We start from the raw sequence: 17,841 nt of genomic DNA, 5'->3' as shown, positions 1-17,841 counted from the left end.
AGAGGGGCGGGGCCCGTCGTATTGGGGCTACTTGGCGAGAAGTACGTGCGGGCTGCGGACGGTTCTTGACGTGAGACCGTCCGCAGCCCGCATCTTGTTGCGGTACGTGCGACTTGCGGACGGTTTGGCGCCCAGGAACGACCGGAACCAGCACCTTCTCTGGGAACGTGCAGGTTGCGGACGGTTTGGAGCCCGGAAGCGTCCGGAACCAGCATGTACCCGAAGGACGTGCAGTTGCGGACGTTCTTCTCGCCCCTTTGCTTACAGAGTCCTTACAGGGTTGGCAGGCTGCCTTAAGGTCTTCCATGTGAAAATGGCGGTGGCAACAGGGGCCGGTCGCGCTTTTCCCTCTCGACCCCCGTCCCCCGGGCGCGCGCCCCGCGTCAGGCCCGGGTAAGGGAGATGGCCCCTCGCGTCGCAAGACGTCTCTGTGCAGAGGAAGGGTATCTCTCGACAAAGGGGAACAACATGACAAAGAAGACCGCTCCGATCGTCCTTGCCACGCTGCTCTCTCTCACCGTCCTGACCGGCGCGCTCGCCGGGTGCCAGACGGTGCAGCCCGCGGGCGCTCAGCCCGAGGCGCAGGCCGAGGACCAGGCCGCGAGCTTTGACGGCGGCGGCGAGCTCACGCTGCGCGTGAACCCCGAGTTCGTGCTTCGCTACGACGAGGCCGGCAACGTGGTCGACGTGACCGCCGTCAACGACTCCGCAAAGACGATCGCGCTCGCCCCCGTGGACTACGAGGGCAAGGAGGCCCGCGCGGTGGTGAGCTGGCTCGTCACCAAGATCCACGAGGCGGGGATGCTCGTGGACGTGGAGACGGGCTCCGGCCGCACCATCTACCTCGACGTGAGCGAGGGCTCCACGCTGCCGAGCGACGACTTCCTGCGCAACATCGTCTCCGACACCGAGACCTACGTGGTGAGCCAGTCGGTTGTGGCGCCGATGGAGGTCTCCGGCCACGAGGCTGTTGGCTGGACTGACTACGGCGACTCCGACTATGGTCCCGAGAACGACGGTGTGACCGACTACTACGACACCGACTACGGCCCGCTCAACGACGGAGCCACCGACTATGACGACACCGACTACGGTCCCAACAACGACGGCGTGACGGACTACACCGACACCGACTACGGCGCGGGTTCCGACGGCGTGACCGACTACGGCAACACCGACTACGGCGCGGGCTCCGACGGCGTGACCGACTACGGCAACTCCGCGTACGGCTCCGGCAGCTCCGGCGGGGGCTCCACCACCACGACCACCACGCCGCCCGCGACCACCACGCCGCCGGCGACCACCACGCCCACGACCCCGCCCGCGACCACCACGCCGCCGGCCACCACGACCCCGCCCGCGTCGGGCGGCGGGAACTCCGGCTACGGGGACTCCGGCTACGACTCCGGAAACTCCGGATACGGCGACTCGTCCTACGGCTCGGGTGACTCGGGCAACTCCGGATACGGCGACTCGGGATATGACGACTAGGGCGCGCCACGAGCTCAAGCACCGTCTCACCCAGGCGGAGGCGGACGCCCTCGCGCGCCGCCTCCGCCACGTCCTGCCCCATGACGCCCACGGCGGCGAGGGCGGCTACCGCGTCACGAGCCTCTACTTCGACACCCCCTACGACGAGGCGCTCCTCGAGAAGATCGACGGTGTGAGCAGACGCGACAAGTTCCGCCTGCGCTACTACGGCACGGACGCGCGCCGCGTGCGCCTCGAGCGCAAGTCGAAGGCGGCGGGACTGGGCACCAAGGCGCGCGCGGAGCTCACGCGCGCTCAGGTGGAGCGGCTGCTCGCCGGCGACGCCGACGTCCTTCTCGAGACGGGCGCCGAGGTTGCCCGCGAGCTGCGCGTCCGCATGCGCACGCAGCTCCTGCGGCCACGGACGGTGGTCGCCTACGAGCGCACGGCCTTCACGTACGCGCCCGGCAACGTGCGCGTGACCATCGACGCGCGCCTGCGCGCCGGCCTCAGCGCGGGCGACTTCCTGCGTCCGGACGCGCTCATGCTGCCCGTGGACCCCGGCTTCGCCACCCTCGAGGTCAAGTGGGACCGCTTCCTGCCCGACGTGGTGGCCGCCGCCGTGCAGCTCTCGGGCCGCCGTCACGCCTCGCACTCCAAGTACGCCGCCTGCCGCCGCCACGAGTAGCGCGCCCGCCCGCGGCGCGCAGCCCCGACCCCGCCCCCCAGAAGGAGGCACGATGACCTTCCAGGACGTCTTCACCTCGTCGTTTCTCGAGCGCGTCGACGCCGTGCCGCTGCTCGACATGGCGCTCGCCCTCCTGCTGGCGTGCCTGGTGGGGCTCTTCGTCGTCTTCGTGTACCGGCGCACCTACTCGGGCGTCATGTACTCGGCGAGCTTCGGCGCCACGCTCGTGGCCCTCACGCTCGTCACCACCCTCGTGATCCTGGCGGTCTCGAGCAACGTTTTGCTGTCTCTGGGCATGGTGGGCGCGCTCTCCATCGTGCGCTTCCGCACGCCGGTCAAGGAGCCGCTCGACATCGTCTTCCTCTTCTGGTGCATCGCCGCGGGCATCGTGCTCGCGGCCGGGCTCATCCCGCTCGCGCTTCTCGGCAGCGTCTTCATCGGGGCCGTGCTGCTCGCGTTCTCGGCGCGGCGCAACGTGGACCGGCCGTACCTGCTCGTGATGCGCGCGTCTACGGAGGAGGTGGCGCGCGCCGCCGAGTCGCTGGTGCGCGAGCGCGCCCGGGCGGCCTCGCTCAAGAGCAAGACCGTGGCCCCGGGCTGCATCGAGCTCGACTTCGAGGTGCGCCTGCGCGGCGAGGACTCCGCGCTCGTCGACGAGCTCGCCGCGCGCGAGGGCGTCTCCGACGTGGCGCTCGTCTCCTACAACGGCGACTACCTGGGCTAGCCGTGCTCGCCCGCCGCTGGTCAACGGCCGTCTGCGGCCTCGCGCTCGCCCTGGCGTTTCTCGTCGCGGGGGCCTTCTACGCCGCCGGGGCCGCAGGCCTCATAGCCGCCGAGAGGGACGAGCCCGCCTACCTCGCGTTCTTCTCGGACGACCGGGTGCACGAGCTGGACATCGCGATCGACGACTGGGAGGCGTTTCTCGCCGTCGCGCCCGAGGAGCGCTACGTGCGCGCGGACGTGACGCTCGACGGCCACACGGTGCGCGGCGTGGGCCTGCGGGCCAAGGGCAACAACTCCAAGCGGCTCGTGGAGCAGGCGGGGCACGTGCGCTACGGCCTCAAGATCGAGTTCGACCACTACGAGGACGGCCTCAGCTACCTGGGGCTCGACAAGCTCTCGCTGGACGCTTCGTTCCAGGACAACAGCTACCTCAAGACCTACGTGGCGCTCGACATGATGGCGTTCATGGGCGTGCCCACGCCCGAGGCGAGCTTCGTGCAGGTGAGCGTCAACGGGCAGGCGTGGGGGCTCTACCTGGCCGTGGAGGACCCCGAGGACGCCTTCGCCGAGCGCGTCTTTGGGCAGGACCACGGCATGCTCTACAAGCCCGACTACCGCTGGCTGTCCCAGGAGAACGCCGACGTTGCGCTGCGCTACACGGGCGACGACCCGGCGCTCTACGACAACATCCTGCGCACGGCGCGCTTCGACCTCACGCAGGCGGACGTCGACGAGCTCATCGGCGCGCTGCGGGCGCTCTCGGCCGGGGAGGACCTCGAGGGGGCCGTGGACGTGGAGGAGGTGCTGCGCTACTTCGCCGTGCAGTCCTTCGTGGTGAACCTCGACAGCTACCTGGGGCGCACGGGCCACAACTACCTGCTCTACGTGGAGGGCGGGCGCCTCTCCATGCTCCCATGGGACTACAACCTGGCCTTCGGGACCTACGCGCTCGGCCGCGAGGAGCTGCCCGACGACGCCACGACCCACGTCAACCAGCCGATAGACACGCCCGCCTCGGGCGAGGTCATGCTGGGGCGGCCGCTCTACCACAACCTGATGCTCGTGGACGAGTACCACGCGCGCTACCGCGAGCTCCTGGACGAGCTGGTGGGCGGCTACTTCGAGAGCGGGCGCTTCGAGGCGGAGCTCGCCCGCGTGGCGCAGATGATCTCGCCGTACGTGGCGGTGGACCCCACGGCCTTCGTGGGCCACGCGGAGTTCCTGGAGGGCGTGGACGCGCTGCGGGAGTTCTGCCTGCTGCGCGCCGAGAGCGTGCGCGCGCAGCTTTCGGGGGAGGTCCCGGCCACCATCGCGGGGCAGCAGGAGCGCCCCGGGGCGCGCGTGGACGCGTCGCACCTGGACCTGCGCGACCTCGGTTGCCTGGAGGACCTGCTCGGTGGGTGAGGGCCGGCGTGGCGAGAAGTACGTGCAGGTTATGGACGCTTTGGGCGAGAAGAACGTCCGCAGGCCGCACGTACTTCTCGAACGTGCGGGTTCCAGACGCTTTTGCCCGAGAAACCGTCCGCAGGCCGCACGTTCTTCTCGCCGGCGCCTGGGTGGGGCATACTGGGGGTGACGGGTTCCCAGGGAGGGGCGCATGGCAAACCTTCACGACTACCTCGAGCTGCGCGGGGACATCACCCTTGCGGAGCGGACCTTCAACGACGTGGACAACCTCGCGCTGTCCACCCTGTCCTATCTGGACTTCACCGGCATCGTGGGCGGCCCCGGCGAGAAGGGCGTGCGGCTCGCGGACGCCTGCGGGCGGCTCCTCGCGGCGGCTGGCGACGACCTGGCCTCCCGCGTGCGCTCGCTCGCCACGGTCGACGAGCGCTTCGTGCGCGCGATGGGCGCCTCGGTGCGCTTCGGCGACGCCGTTCTGCGCGACTACGTGGACGTGCGCGACGACGGGCGCGTCATGCAGTTCGCGGCCGTGACCGCCGACCTTGGCGACGGCAGGAGCTACGTGGCCTTTCGCGGCACCGACACCACGCTCGTGGGCTGGCGCGAGAACTTCATCCTGAGCTTTGCCATCACCGAGGCCCAGCGCGCGGCGGCCGACTACCTGGTCCGCGAGCTCGAGCGCGCGGCGGGGGAGGGCCGCTGCGTGCACGTGGGCGGCCACTCCAAGGGAGGCAACCTCGCGGCGTACGCGGCGGCGAGCAGCCCGGTGGCGCTCGTGGGCGCGCTCGGGCGGGTCTGGAACAACGACGGCCCCGGCATGGACCGAGCCGTCATGCCCGTGAGCTGCCACGACGTGGTGGGGGAGCGCTACCGCCGCATCATCCCGGCCTACAGCGTGGTGGGCCGGCTCTTCGCGGAGGAGGCGCCGACGACCATCGTGCGCAGCTCGGCGACGCGCTCGCTGCAGCACGACCCGCTCACCTGGCAGGTGGGGCCGGCCGGCTTCGTGGAGGCCGAGGCTCCGGAGCCGGAGTGCCTGGTCGTGGAGCGGGCCTTCTCCGCGTGGCTCGCTCGGCTTGCGCCCGAGGACCGGCGCGCCTTCACCGCCGAGCTCTTCGACGCGCTGGCGGCAGGCGGCGCGCAGACCTTCGAGGACCTGCTCTCGAGCCCGGCGGCGGCGCAGAAGGTGCTCGCGGCGCTCGGCGGGGTGGACGTCCGCACGCGCGACGTGGTGCTCGCGCTCCTCGGCGAGCTCGTGGGCGCGTCGGCTGCCGCGACCTGGGATGCGATGGTGCGCGGTGCGCAGCAGGGCGCGAGCGACGTGGCCCGCGCCGTTGCCGGTCGCCTCTCGCCCGGCGAGAAGGACGCGTAGCCGTGGCCGCCGCCACGGCGCCGCGCCACGGCTCCGGCGGCATGGTTGCGTGTGCAAGGGGCGAGAACACCATACGCGCAGGTTCCGGACGCTTTGACCCGAGAAACCGTCCGCAACTCGCACGTACTTCTCGCACATGCAGGTTCCGGACGATTTGACCAGGAAAAACGTCCGCGAGCCGCACGTACTTCGCGCCAGGGCGCTAGTCGTCCGCGCCCACGACGCCGCCGACGACCATGCTCACCAGGGAGATCACGATCGCGCCAAGGATGGCCGAGAAGAGCGAGTCGATGGCGATGCCCACGTGGAAGATGTTGCGCGACAGGAAGCTCGCGAGCTCCAGCACGAAGGCGTTGACCACCAGGTAGAAGATCCCGAGCGTGGCCACGGTCACGGGGATGGCGAGCACCTGCAGCAGCGGCTTGACGGTGGCGTTGAGCAGCGCGAGCACGAGCGCGCAGAACAGCGGCCCCAGCCAGCTCCCGCCCACCGGGACGATGCCGGGCACGAGCCACACGGCCACCGCGCACGCGATGGTCAGGACGAGCCACTTGGCTACGAAACGCATGGGGGTCCCTTTCTCGACGGTTTGGTCGCCGCGGGGTGCGGCGTAGCAAAGAGCGTACCCCATCGCGGCGCGCCCTAGTCGCGCGCCGCAGGCCCCACCTGCAGGCAGACCTCGCCGCGCGTGGTGCCCTCCACGAACTGCACCGGTCGGCCGCAGTCGTTGCCCCAGGCGAGCTGGGGGTACCACCACTGGTTGTCGACCACGAGCTGCGGGTGCGCGCCGATCAGCTCCACGCGCGCCGCGTCGCGCCCGTCGGAGAGCGCGCTCACGCACGCGTCGCCGGCCGAGAAGTGCACGTCGTAGCGCCGGACGTGCTCGCGCAGGGCCTTGAAGTCGCTCGTGGCCACGCGCCAGGCGCCGTCGCCGGGCTCGGACAGGTACGCGTCGAACATGTCGTCCGCCCAGGCCCAGCCAGGGTGCCGCGCACCGTAGCCCGCCTCGAGCGCCTCCGGGCACACGCGCCGCGCGGTCCCGCGCCCCCGCGCGATGTGGCCCTCGGGGTAGCGCGCGTAGGGGGCGTCGCGCTCCCAGCTCACGGCGCAGACGTCGTCGGCGAGCTCGAAGGACAGGCCCACCTCGGAGAGCGCCGACGCGCTCAGGTTGGTGTCGCGCGTCTGCCACTCCACGTCCATGCGCCCGTCGCCGTAGATGCGGCAGAAGAACTGGAGCGGGACGCGGGTGCCGTAGCCGCCCTGCAGCGCCACCGTCACGTGGTCGCCCTCGACGGCCGCCCACGGCGTGAGGGTGGGGCTCCAGGGACGGAAGAGCTCGGCCCCCGTGAGGTGCAGGCGCGGCCCTCCCACGACCACGGCGCGCCCGCCCCACTCAGCGGCCTCGAGCGTGCCCGTGCGCCGCGAGAAGCGGAAGGTCGCCCCGTTGGCACAGCTCACCTTGATCTCTGCCGGCGTGAGCTCGAGCTCGGGCGTCGGCGCGCCGGCGCCCGCGGCGGGCAGCCCCGCCACGTCCGGGCGCAGGCGTATCACGAACGAGTCCACCTCGCGCCCCGCGAGCGTCCACGCGAGGCTCACCTCGCGCACCTCCCCGGCGTCCCCGGGCAGCGCGACCTCGAGCACGCCGGAGGCGTGCGGCGCCAGGTCGGGCACGCGCACGTACGCGGCCGGCAGCTCGCGGCCGTCCGCGCGCGCAACGAGGCCCAGCTCGGAGAGCCAGGTGTGGTCGAAGCGGTTGGTCAGCGGCACCAGCAGGCGCCCGCCTGAGACCACAAAGTCCTTCTCGTCCATGCGCACCGGCGAGAAGGCCTTGCGCACGAGAAACGCCTCGGGCTTCTCGCGCCTGTGGCAGTCCAGGATGGCGCCCCACTCTCCGTAGCCCGGCCAGGTGCCGCGCGAGTGGCGCTGCCAGCGGCCGCCGGTGCCCTCGGGCAGGGGGAAGACGTCGTCGACGCCGCTCCAGAGGTCCACGCCGAGCGCGCCGCTCGTGCCAAAGACGTTGTCCCAGGCCGCGCGCAGGCCGTGGCCCCAGAAGGAGCGCACGTTGGGGTCGCGCTTGAGCTCGTCTATGTCGTAGCAGGGCACGTGGGCGAACTCGTCGTGCAGCACGGGCAGGTGCGCCCCGCCCAGGATGCCGTCCACGCTCTCGTAGTGGCGGCTCACGATGTCGTAGGGCAGCGGCATGCGCTCGACGGTGTAGGGGTAGCTGAAGATCAGCGGGCGGCTTGGGTCGACGGTGCGCGCGTGCGCGAGCTCGGCGGCAAAGGCTGGCGTGCGCTCGAAGGCCGACTCGTTGCCCAGAGACCAGATGATCACGCAGGGGCGGTTGCGGTCGCGCTCGATCATCTCGGCGAAGGTGCCGAGGAAGTCCTCGGGGCGTGCGTGGATGTGCTTGCCGCCCGTGCCCTGGAAGCACGCGGCCGTCTCCTCCTCGACGTACATGCCCAGCTCGTCGCAGGCCTCGAGCAGGTGGCGCGAGGGAGGGTAGTGGGAGGTGCGCACGTGGTTGACGTTCGCCGCGCGGTAGGCCTCGATCTCGGCCCGGTCCTCGTCGCGCGTGGTGGAGCGGCCGTAGGCGTCCGAGACGTCGTGGCGGCAGGTGCCGCGCAGCTTGACCTCGCGCCCGTTGACGTAGACGCGGTTGGGCTCGCTGCCGCGCGCGCCGCCAAAAGAGATCTCGCGAAACCCCACGCGCTCGCGGACCACCTCGACGACCTCGCCCTCGCGCTCGAGAGTCACCTCGAGGCGGTAGAGGTTGGGGTGCTCGGCGTCCCACTTGGCCGGCGCGGCCACGTCAGCGCGCAGGGACGCGCGCCCGCGCCCGTCGCAGGCGGCTCGCTCCTCGAGGACCTTCTCGCCCGCCGGGTCGAGCAGGTCGAGAAGGACCGCGGCCCCCTCTCCCGCACCCTCGCCGGCGAGCTCGACCTCAACGCCGAGGGTGGCGTCCTCCCAGGCGTCGTCGAAGGTCGTGGAGACGTGCAGTCTCGCCACGTGGGTGGCCGGCAGCGCCACGAGGGTCACGTCGCGCAGGATGCCGCCGATGTTGTGGTGCGCGTAGTAGCTCGCCCAGGACGGGTCGCCGCGGTGGGAGCCGTCGGGGTTGTGGGCACCGGGGTTGTCGCCCTCCACGTCGGCCACGCCCACCACGAGCTCGAAGGACGAGCCGGGGCGCGCCACGTCCGTGACGTCGCAGTCCCAGGTGGTGAAGCCGCCCACGTGCGCGCCGACGAGCCGGCCGTCCGCCCAGACGCGCGCGTTGCTGTAGACGCCGTCAAAGCGCACGAGCACGCGCGCGCCCGCAAAGTCGGCCGGTACCTCCACGCGGCGCCGGCACAGGTACTCCACGTTGTTCTCGATGTCAAAGCCCTGCATCGCGAGCTCGCCGGGAACGGCCAGCGGCACCCAGCCCTCGCGGGGCAGCGCGCCCTCCGGGAGGTCCTGGCAGGCGGCGTCCACGGCGGGCAGGCCCTCTGCGGGCGCGGGCAGGAGCTCCCAGGCGGCGCCGGAGCGGTCGTTCAGGCAGAGCTCGGGGCGCGCGGTGCCCGGCAGGAGCGCGGGCACGGGAGGGATGCGCACGACGGGCACGGTGCTCATGGCGGTCCTTTCTCGGTCGGTCCCTCGCCTCGGCGGGGACGTCTGGCGCGCCCGGGGCTGGCGGCGCGTCCGGGGCCTAGCCCAGCGCGGAGCGCCTCGCCTCGAGGATACGGTCGACCACGACGGCCACGCCGCGGTCGTTGTTGGAGGGCGCCCGGAAGCGGGCGTGGCGCTCCATGCGGCTCTCGGCGTTGGCCATGAGGTAGCTGTGGCCGGCGAGCTCGAGCATCTGGACGTCGTTGTCGGTGTCGCCGAAGGCGGCGGCGTCGGCCGTCGAGACGCCGAGGTGCTCGCAGAGCCGCGCCAGGCCCGTTCCCTTGTCCACGCCGTAGTTCATGATGTCGATCCAGACGGGCCCGCCGCAGGTGACGGAGAGCCGATCGCCGAAGGCCGGACGGAAGAGCTCCTCGCACAGGGCCACGGCGTTGCCCTCGGGCAGGTAGAGGGTGAACTTGTTGACCTCGACTCCCAGGTGGTCGAGGGAGTCGACGTAGGCGATGTTGTAGTAGAAGGTGCGGAAGACCTCGTCGAAGGCGCGGTCGCACGAGCGTACGTAGCACGCGTCGAGACCGCAGACCGTGGGGATGAGCCCGCGCGACAGCGAGAAGTCCGTGAGCTCCTGGACGGTCTTGGGGTCGATGAGGCTCTTGAAGACCACCTCGTCGCGGCAGACCACCGCGGCCCCGTTGTCGGAGACGAAGGCCATCTTGTCGTGGAGCCCCTCGAAGAGGCTGCGCAGCGTGTAGAGGGGCCGCCCGCTCGCGGCGGCGAAGGTGACTCCCGCGGCGTCGAGCGCCTCGATGCGCTCGCTCATGCCCTCGGGCATGGACTTGTCGTCGGCGAGCAGGGTGAAGTCCATGTCGCTCGCTACGACACGGATCCTGGAGAGGTCGACGTCCTCCTCGTATCCCAGCATGGGTCCTCCTTCCCGGGCCTGACGGGACCATTCTAGCGTGCGGGGCGGACAGATCCCGCCCGGCGACGAAATCCGGTCGACCGCGTCACTTTAATCCGCTAAAGTATCTGGCGAAGACGACGACGGGAGGGCGCGCATGACGGTTGCTGGCGAGAAGAACGACGAGCTCGGGAGGCTGCTCGAGGCGCTCTGCTCGCTCGAGACGACCGAGGAGGCGCGGGCGCTTCTCGCCGACCTGTGCACCCCGCGGGAGGTCGAGGACCTCTCGCAGCGCCTCGAGGTGGCGCGCATGCTCGCCGCCGGCGCGTCCTACGCGGACGTCTCCCGCACGACGGGGGCCTCGTCCACCACGGTGAGCCGCGTCTCCAAGTGCCTGAACGGCGAGAAGGGCGGCTACCGGATGGTCCTCTCCCGGCTGGGGGAGTAGGCGGGCGCGCCCCGCGGCCCCGGGATCCAGGGGCCTCGGGGTCCCTCTCCATCGCCGAGTGCGCGATATTCGGCACTTTCCTTCTCGCCCGCGACCTACGCTCTTAGCTGCCAACTGCGGAAACGTCGAGTTTGTGGCGGTGAACTCGGAAAGCTCGTCCTGAATATCGCGCACTCGGCGAGGCTCGGCGCGGGCGCGGCGGGAGTTATCGTCGCGCGCCTGCGGTAGGATTTTGCGAGAAGAACCCGCGTCCGGGAGGATCCTATGTCCCTGCAGCTCGTGAGATGCGCCGACGAGGGCGTAACCTGCCCCGAGGTCGAGCGCCGCCTGCGCGCCGCGCTCGCCGCGACGGGCCGCGCCGTCCTGCTCGTGCCGTCGTTCGCCCAGGCGCTCGACGCCCAGCGCGCCCTCGCGGCGGCGGGAGGCCTCTCGCTCGGCGTCACCGTGAGCACGCCGTCGGCGTGGGCCGCCGAGCGCTGGGAGGTCTGGGGAGACGGCCGCCGCCCGGTCGACGACGCCTCGCGCGCCGTGCTCGCCTCGCGCGTCCTGGCCCGCGCCGCCTGGGCGCCGGGCTCGCCGCTGTCCGACACCCCCGGCGCGGCGGCGCTCCTCGCCGACCTGGCGCGCCGCGGCCTGCCCTGGCTCGCGGGCGCGCCCGCGCCCGAGGGCGTGACCGAGGCGGAGCGCGCCCTCGTGGCCCTGCTCGCCGACTACGGGCGCGAGCTCGAGGCCGCGGGCCTCGTGGAGCCCTGCTGCGCCTGCGCCGCGCTGCCCGGGACGCTCGACGCCGCCGGGGCCGCCGTGCCCGGCGTCGTGTGCTCCGGCTTCTGCGAGCTGCCCCGCGCCGAGCGCGAGCTCGTCGTGGGCCTGGCCGCCCGCCACGACGTCACGCTCGTCGCCCGCGCGGGGCAGGGGCCGGCCTGCGCGAGCGCCGAGGCGCTTCTCGCCCAGCTCGCCGACCTCGCGGCCGAGAGGGGCGTGGACGCCGTGTGGTCCGCGGTCCCGGACGCCCCCGCCGAGCCCGCGCGCGCCGCCGAGCTCTCGCGTCTCGCCGGGGCGCTCTTCTCGTCCGAGGCGCCGGGCGTGGAGCCCGCCGGCGCGGTGCGCCTGCTCCTGCCCGCGGGCCCCTCCGCGCGCGCCGAGGCCTGCGCGCGCGAGGTCCGCGAGCTCGTCGACGCCGGCTGCGCCGACATCGTCGTCTCCGCGCCCGACGCGGCGGCGGCCTGGCGCGAGCTCGCGCCCCGGCTCGCGGCCCGCGGCGTCCGCGTGCGCGCGCAGCTCTCCGTGCCGCTCGAGTCGCTCGAGTGCGGCCGCGCCTACCTCGAGTACGTGCGCTGCGTCTCCCGCCTCGTCGAGCTGGACCGCGGCTGGCCCGCGCCCGTCCCCGTGCCGGAGGCCCCGCGCGCCGGCACCGTGCGCGTGGAGCTCGAGGACATGTCGTGGTGGCCGCCGCGCGAGCTCTCCGACTTCCTGCTGTCGGAGGTCTCCCACGTGCCGGCCTCCCGCGCCCGCGCCCTCGACGCCCAGTGGCGCGCCAACCGCCTGCTCACGCCCGCCGTGCTCCTGGGTCAGCTGACCTCCGAGCGCGACGTCTCGCCCGAGGTGGCCGCGGCCACGCGCGAGCTCCTGCGCGGGCGGCTGGGGTCTGCCGCCTCGAAGCTCCTCGCCCCCTTCGTGCAGGGCGAGAAGGCCGCCTCGCCCGTGGCTGCCGAGGCGGCGGCGGTGCTCTCCTGCGTGCTCGACGCCGCGCGCAGCCTGAAGGAGCTCGGCCTCACGGCCGACCCGTCCGCCGAGGGCCACGTGACGCTCGCGGAGCTCGTGCGCGTGGCGGACGTCGTGCTCTCGTCCGCGCGCGCCTCGCTTCGCCTCGAGCGCCCCGTCCCCGGCGCCTCGGTCACGGCGCGCGTCATGACGCCCGCCGCTGCGGCGCGCCTGGCCCCGGCCTCGGCGGACGCGCTCGTGCTGCTGGGGCAGACCTCCACGGAGTCCGCCGTCCCCGCGGCCGACGACGTGCTCTCCGCGCTGCTCGCCGCCTACGGCGTGGAGGGGAGGCCGCGACCCATGGACGCGCTGCGCGCGCGCTTCTCGGCCACGGTGCGCGCCGCACGCCGCTCGCTCACCCTCGAGCGGCTGCTCTTTGGCGCGGACGGCAAGGCCTGCTACCCCTCGGTCATGCTGACCGAGCTTCTCGCCTGCTACGGGGTGCGGGCTGACGCCAAGGTCTCCGACCTCGTGGAGTCCCTGGGCGAGAAGAGCGTGCTCGTGCGCTCCGAGACCCCCGTGCGCGAGAACGCCTCGAGCGCGGGCACGCCCGCCCGCCGCGAGCTCACCGAGCGCCCGGCGCCCGCCGGGATCATCGGGGCCGAGCGCCGCGCGCTCGTCTCGCCGCCGCCCGAGGGCGTCTCGGCCGAGGAGGCCCGCCCGCTGCTCTCCGCCTCGCAGATCGAGTCCTACCTCGAGTGCCCGTACAAGTGGTTCAGCCTGCGCCGCCTGCGCCTGCGAGACGCCGACGCGGGGTTCACCGGCGCCGAGATGGGAACCTTCGCCCACCGCGTGCTCGAGGTCACGCGCCGCGAGCAGCTCGCGCGCGCCGTGGAGCGCGCGGCGGGCACGCACGCGCTCGCCGACGCGCGTGCCGCGCGCCCGGGCGCGATGCAGGACGGCGGGTACCGCGAGCTCGTGGACGAGCTCGTGGCCCGCGCGCAGGCCGACCCCGCGGCGCGCCTCGCGGGATCGTCGCTCGCCGAGGCGGCCGCGCTCGAGGAGGCGCGTGAGGTGCTGGGGGAGGAGTTCGACGCCCACCTCGCGCACCAGTACCAGCTCGTCGGCGGCAGGAGGCCGCTGCCGCAGGCGCTCGTGCCGCACAGCGCCCAGCAGCTCGGCAGCCTGCGGGGGCTGCGCCGCGACCTCTCGACCCTGCTCGACTACGAGTCGGGCCTGCTCACGGGCTTCGAGCCGCGCTTCTTCGAGTGGGGCTTCGGGCGCGGGGGCGCCGAGGTGACCTACGCCGGCGTGCGCCTCACGGGCACCGTGGACCGCATCGACGTGGACGCGCACGGCCAGGCCGTGGTCATCGACTACAAGCACAAGTCCGACGCCGGGTTTGCCGGCGAGTACGACGTCTTCGGCGCCGACGCCCCCGACCTCGGCGCGCCCTTTGTGCCGCGTCGCGTGCAGTCGCTCATCTACGGCCAGGTGGTGCGCCGCGCCTTCCCGGGCCTCACGGTGCGCGCCGCCGTCTACCTCTGCACCAAGGGGGCCCACGCCCTGGCGGGCGCCGTGGACGAGAACCTCGCCGACAACGTCTTCGGCGAGCGCGGGCCCACGGCCAAGCGCCTCGCGCGCGCCTGCGTGCCGCGCGAGGCCACCTTCGGGCGCGCGGACGCCCGCGGCATGGAGGCGCTTCTCGACGCGTGCGAGGAGTCCGTGGCCGCCGCGCTGTCCCGCATGCTCGACGGCGACATCGAGGCCAGGCCCGTGGACGCCGCGGCCTGCCAGTTCTGCCCGGTCCTCAACTGCGAGAGGAGGCTGCGCAAGTGAGCGAGAAGAACCTCGGCGCGGCGCCCGGAGTCGACCTCTCCGGCCTCAACGAGCGCCAGCTCAGGATAGCCACCACGCTCGACGAGCCCCTCTTCGTGGAGGCGGGTGCCGGCTCGGGCAAGACCTTCACCCTCACGCAGCGCATCGCCTGGGCGCTCTCCCCGGGCTCCGGCGAGTGCGGCGGGGCGTTTCTCGACTCCCTCGACCAGGTGCTCGTGATCACCTTCACCGAGGCCGCTGCGCGCGAGATCAAGGAGCGCGTGCGCTCCACGCTCAGGCGTGCCGGCATGGGCGCCCAGGCGCTCGCCGTCGACGACGCCTGGATCTCCACGATCCACGGCATGTGCCGGCGCATCCTGGCGCGCCACGCGCTCGACCTGGGCCTCGACCCGTCCTTCTCGGTGGTGGCCGACTCGCGCCAGGCGGCCCTGTTCGACCGCGCGATGGACGAGGTGTTCCGCGCCGCGCGCGCAGACGACGCCTTCTCCGGCGCGTTTGCGGCCTTCGAGCTCGGCGGCCGCACGCAGCAGGGCACCTACACCGGCGCGATGGGCGTCGTCGCGCGGCTCGTGGCGCAGGGGCGCTCCACGGCCGGCGGGGTGGACGCGCTCGAGCCCGCCGCCTCGGGGCCCGAGGGCGCGCTCGAGGCGGTCCGCGCGCTGCACATGCGCCTGGAGGAGCTCGGTGCCTGCAAGCTCACCGCCGCTGCCGCCGAGAAGGTCGCGCCTGCGCTCGAGACCCTGCGCGCCCTGGTTGACGCGCCCGCGCGCGAGCGCACGCCGGAGGCGATGGCGGCCGTGCTCGCCGGCGTCTCTCTGCCGCAGGCGCGCGGAGCGATCAAGGAGCAGGTGGCGGCCGCCAGGTCGGCCCTGTGCCTCGCCCGCGCCGAGCTAGCCTTCCTGGGCGTGGCGCCGGTGGCCGGGACGCTCGTCGAGCTGGTCCGGCGCGTGGAGCGCCGCTACGACGAGGTCAAGCGCGACGAGCGCTGCCTGGACAACGACGACCTCATCCGGCTCGCGCTTCTCGCCGTGCGGGACAAGGCCGAGGTGCGCCGCGACTACGAGGGGCGCTTCCGCCTCGTGATGGTCGACGAGTTCCAGGACACCGACGAGATGCAGCTCGAGCTCATCGGGCTTCTTGCCGGCCCCGGGGCGCGCCACCTGTGCACCGTCGGCGACGCGCAGCAGTCGATCTACCGCTTCCGCGGCGCGGACGTGAGCGTGTTCCGCGGCCGCGGCGAGCAGGTCGAGGCGTCCGGCACGGTGCGGCTGGACACCAACTACCGCAGCCACGCCGACGTGCTCGCGCTCGTGGAGCGCGTCTGCACCGGCGGCGAGGGGCCCGCGGGCGGCACCATGGCAGGCTTCATGCATCTCGACGCAAACCCCGGGCGCGAGGACGCCTACAGGGCCCGCGAGCTGCCGCGCATTGACATCGAGGTCTGCGGCGGGCCGGGCCAGTCCGGCCGGCCCACGCGCCACCAGACGGCCGTCATGGCCGCGCAGGTGGCCGACGCGCTCGCGCGCTACCGCGACGCCGGCGAGCGCCCCGGCGACATGGCGCTGCTGCTGGGCGTGACCACCCACGCCGACCTCTACATCGACGCCGTCCGCGCGCGCGGGATGGAGTGCGTGGTCACCGGGGGCTCCACCTTCACGGGCACCGACGAGGTCAAGGTCGTGCGGGCGCTGCTGCACGCGCTGGCCAACCCCGCCGACACGCAGTCCGGCCTCTTCCCGCTGCTTGCGAGCGAGATGTTCGGCCTGGACGCGGGCGACTTCTGCGACTTGGGCACGCGCGCCCAGGACAAGCTCGACGCGCCCACCAAGCGCGGCATCGACCGCGGGCTGGCCGACATGGAGTTCTACGGGGGCTCCGTGCCCTCCGCGCGCCTGCGCCGGGCCCACGAGGTGCTGGCGCGCGCCCTGGACGAGGTGCGCCGCCGCCCGGTGGCCGACGTGGTGGCCGACGTGGTGCGCGACTCCGGCTGGCTGGCGCGGCTCGAGGCCGGCGGCGCCGAGGGCCTCGCGCGGGCGGCCAACGTGCTCGCCGCGGTGCGCTACGTGCGCGACCTCACCTCCGAGCTCGGCCTGGGCGCGGCGCGGGCGGCCTTCGAGTTCGACGCGTGGCTCGCCGCGGCCAAGGTCCCGCCGGCGTCGCTCGCGGGCGGGGAGGGCGCGGGCTCGGGCGGCACGGTGCGCGTCATGACCATCCACGCCTCCAAGGGCCTCGAGTTCGGCGTGTGCGCGGTGGCAGAGTGCTGGGGCGGGGCGCGCGGCGACGGCCAGCTCGCCGTGGGACGCACGGCCGGCGGCGGTCGCGAGGTCATCGTGCGACCCGCCGAGAAGGACCTGCCCAAGTGGCTCGCCGGCGTGGACCCCGAGGAGCTCGAGCCGAGCGCCGACAAGTCCGCTCGCCCGCCGCTCGCGGCGCGCTACCTGGCGCTGCGCGCCGCCGACGACGAGGCCGAGGCCGCAGAGCGAGCGCGCCTGCTCTACGTGGCGCTCACGCGCGCCCGCGAGGCGCTCGTGCTCGGCGTGGCCGCCGCGCACGGCAGGGGCGGCGTCTCGTCCGCGCTCGCGGCCGCCACGCTCGAGGCGCTGGGAATCGACCCCGGCGTGGCGGGTGAGGGCTCGCTCGACTACGGCGGCAGCGAGCCGGCGCGCGTGCGGCGCGTGGTGGTCGCGGGCGAGGGCCGCGGCGCCGAGCGCACGGTGACGGCGGACTCCGCGGGCACGCTCGCCGGCTTCGACGGGGAGCTCCCGGCAGACGTGGCCGAGCTCGTGCGCCTGGGGGTGGACGGGGCCGAGGGCGAGCCCGCGGTCGGGCCGGCGCCGTTCGACCTCTACGAGGTGGACGCCGGCGCGCTGCCGTGGGCTCCGGCCACCTGGCGCGCACGCGAGGGCGTCTTCAGCTACTCGAGCGTGCACACGGCGCTTCTCGCCGAGCGGGAGCGGCCGCCCGCGCCCACACGCGAGCAGCGCGCCGCCGAGGCCGAGGGCGCGCCCGCAGCAGAGGACGCCGACCGCGCGACCAACCTGGGCTCGGCCTTCCACGAGCTCGCGCAGGCCATGGTCGAGTGCAGGGGCTCGGTGGGGGAGCAGGGCGTGGCCGCCCAGGTCCGTCGCTGGAACCTCTCCGCACGCGCGGAGGGCCGCCTGCGCCGCGCGCTGGCACGCTGGGAGGGCTCCGCGCTGCGCGCCGAGGCGCTCTCCTGGCCCGTCGTGCGGGCGGAGGTGCCGTTCTTCCAGCGGGTCGACTCGCCCTACGGGGACTACCTCGAGGGCGCGATCGACCTGCTCTGCACGGACGCGGACGGGCGACGCGCGCTCGTGGTGGACTACAAGACCGGAGACGCCGGGCTCACGCCGGACGAGGTCCGCGAGCGCCACGCGATGCAGGCGCGCTTCTACGCGGAGGTCCTTCTCGCCGAGGGGTTCGAGCGGGTGGAGTGCGCGTTCGTCTGCGTGGAGCGCGAGGACGAGGCCGCACCCGGCGAGCCGCTCGTGGTGCGCTACGAGTTCGGGGGACGCTGATGGACGGTGCCGCCGGCGAGCTCCTCAGCCACGGCACCCGCCACGACCTGGGCGCGTAGCCGGCCGGCGCGCCCGTTCTTCTCGCCCGGTCCCAACCGTAGGCGCGAAGCGACGGTTTGGCCGCTCGAAGTGTCGTTTTCTGCCTACATTTCC

At 73.3% G+C, this 17,841-nt stretch carries 11 protein-coding genes; 8 read left to right on the top strand and 3 right to left on the bottom strand.

Annotated elements, in window-relative coordinates; genetic code table 11:
- The first annotated feature begins 468 nt into the window (after nucleotides 1-468).
- The 5 genes from B5F23_RS08755 to B5F23_RS08735 all read left to right on the top strand — a co-directional run bounded on the left by B5F23_RS08755 (nucleotide 469) and on the right by B5F23_RS08735 (nucleotide 5,657).
- On the top strand, nucleotides 469-1,491 hold the full coding sequence (locus B5F23_RS08755; RefSeq protein WP_087353892.1) for an anti-sigma-I factor RsgI family protein: 1,023 nt from the start codon (nucleotides 469-471) through the stop codon (nucleotides 1,489-1,491).
- A complete protein-coding gene (locus tag B5F23_RS08750; RefSeq protein ID WP_087353889.1) occupies nucleotides 1,481-2,158 on the top strand; it encodes a polyphosphate polymerase domain-containing protein in 678 nt (225 codons plus the stop codon). The genes B5F23_RS08755 and B5F23_RS08750 overlap by 11 nt, the downstream gene beginning before the upstream one ends.
- A 52-nt stretch (nucleotides 2,159-2,210) precedes the next feature.
- Nucleotides 2,211-2,882 (top strand): DUF4956 domain-containing protein, encoded by a 672-nt coding sequence (locus tag B5F23_RS08745; RefSeq protein ID WP_087353886.1) that lies wholly within the window; start codon nucleotides 2,211-2,213, stop codon nucleotides 2,880-2,882.
- A 2-nt stretch (nucleotides 2,883-2,884) separates the two neighbouring features.
- Entirely contained in the window at nucleotides 2,885-4,285 is a 1,401-nt protein-coding gene (locus tag B5F23_RS08740; protein ID WP_087353883.1) for a CotH kinase family protein, read from the top strand.
- 193 nt (nucleotides 4,286-4,478) lie between these two features.
- Nucleotides 4,479-5,657: an Mbeg1-like protein gene (locus B5F23_RS08735; RefSeq protein ID WP_087353880.1), complete on the top strand. Its 1,179-nt coding sequence runs from the start codon at nucleotides 4,479-4,481 to the stop codon at nucleotides 5,655-5,657.
- A gap of 202 nt (nucleotides 5,658-5,859) precedes the next feature.
- Here B5F23_RS08735 and B5F23_RS08730 read toward each other — a convergent pair whose 3' ends face one another.
- From B5F23_RS08730 to B5F23_RS08720, 3 genes are all read right to left on the bottom strand, one after another.
- The gene (locus tag B5F23_RS08730) at nucleotides 5,860-6,225 is read right to left on the bottom strand and encodes a phage holin family protein (protein ID WP_087353877.1); all 366 of its coding nucleotides are present in this window, start codon (nucleotides 6,223-6,225) and stop codon (nucleotides 5,860-5,862) included.
- Between the two features lie 74 nt (nucleotides 6,226-6,299).
- Nucleotides 6,300-9,269, bottom strand: a complete 2,970-nt coding sequence (locus B5F23_RS08725) for a glycoside hydrolase family 2 TIM barrel-domain containing protein (protein WP_087353874.1) — start codon at nucleotides 9,267-9,269, stop codon at nucleotides 6,300-6,302.
- A gap of 76 nt (nucleotides 9,270-9,345) precedes the next feature.
- Nucleotides 9,346-10,185, bottom strand: a complete 840-nt coding sequence (locus tag B5F23_RS08720) for an HAD family hydrolase (RefSeq protein ID WP_087353872.1) — start codon at nucleotides 10,183-10,185, stop codon at nucleotides 9,346-9,348.
- Between the two features lie 136 nt (nucleotides 10,186-10,321).
- Between B5F23_RS08720 and B5F23_RS08715 the strand changes: the two genes are divergently transcribed.
- The 3 genes from B5F23_RS08715 to B5F23_RS08705 all read left to right on the top strand — a co-directional run bounded on the left by B5F23_RS08715 (nucleotide 10,322) and on the right by B5F23_RS08705 (nucleotide 17,688).
- Nucleotides 10,322-10,612: a YerC/YecD family TrpR-related protein gene (locus tag B5F23_RS08715; protein WP_087353870.1), complete on the top strand. Its 291-nt coding sequence runs from the start codon at nucleotides 10,322-10,324 to the stop codon at nucleotides 10,610-10,612.
- Between the two features lie 264 nt (nucleotides 10,613-10,876).
- On the top strand, nucleotides 10,877-14,152 hold the full coding sequence (locus tag B5F23_RS08710; RefSeq protein WP_087353867.1) for a PD-(D/E)XK nuclease family protein: 3,276 nt from the start codon (nucleotides 10,877-10,879) through the stop codon (nucleotides 14,150-14,152).
- Nucleotides 14,149-17,688, top strand: coding sequence for a UvrD-helicase domain-containing protein (locus tag B5F23_RS08705; protein WP_087353865.1), 3,540 nt, complete (start codon nucleotides 14,149-14,151; stop codon nucleotides 17,686-17,688). Before B5F23_RS08710 ends, B5F23_RS08705 begins: the two co-directional genes overlap by 4 nt.
- Nucleotides 17,689-17,841 lie beyond the last annotated feature (153 nt).

Origin of the sequence: Olsenella sp. An188 (assembly GCF_002160255.1) — a bacterium.
GTDB lineage: Bacteria > Actinomycetota > Coriobacteriia > Coriobacteriales > Atopobiaceae > Thermophilibacter > Thermophilibacter avistercoris.
Note: the sequence above shows the minus strand (reverse complement) of the source record. Positions and strands in the feature narration are given on the sequence as shown.

What these genes read in the sequence shown, in the direction of transcription:
- B5F23_RS08755 (WP_087353892.1), top strand. Translation starts at nt 469, where the DNA reads ATGACAAAGAAGACCGCTCCGATCGTCCTTGCCACGCTGCTCTCTCTC.
- B5F23_RS08750 (WP_087353889.1), top strand. Translation starts at nt 1,481, where the DNA reads ATGACGACTAGGGCGCGCCACGAGCTCAAGCACCGTCTCACCCAGGCG.
- B5F23_RS08745 (WP_087353886.1), top strand. Translation starts at nt 2,211, where the DNA reads ATGACCTTCCAGGACGTCTTCACCTCGTCGTTTCTCGAGCGCGTCGAC.
- B5F23_RS08735 (WP_087353880.1), top strand. Translation starts at nt 4,479, where the DNA reads ATGGCAAACCTTCACGACTACCTCGAGCTGCGCGGGGACATCACCCTT.
- B5F23_RS08730 (WP_087353877.1), bottom strand. Translation starts at nt 6,225, where the DNA reads ATGCGTTTCGTAGCCAAGTGGCTCGTCCTGACCATCGCGTGCGCGGTG.
- B5F23_RS08725 (WP_087353874.1), bottom strand. Translation starts at nt 9,269, where the DNA reads ATGAGCACCGTGCCCGTCGTGCGCATCCCTCCCGTGCCCGCGCTCCTG.
- B5F23_RS08720 (WP_087353872.1), bottom strand. Translation starts at nt 10,185, where the DNA reads ATGCTGGGATACGAGGAGGACGTCGACCTCTCCAGGATCCGTGTCGTA.
- B5F23_RS08715 (WP_087353870.1), top strand. Translation starts at nt 10,322, where the DNA reads ATGACGGTTGCTGGCGAGAAGAACGACGAGCTCGGGAGGCTGCTCGAG.
- B5F23_RS08710 (WP_087353867.1), top strand. Translation starts at nt 10,877, where the DNA reads ATGTCCCTGCAGCTCGTGAGATGCGCCGACGAGGGCGTAACCTGCCCC.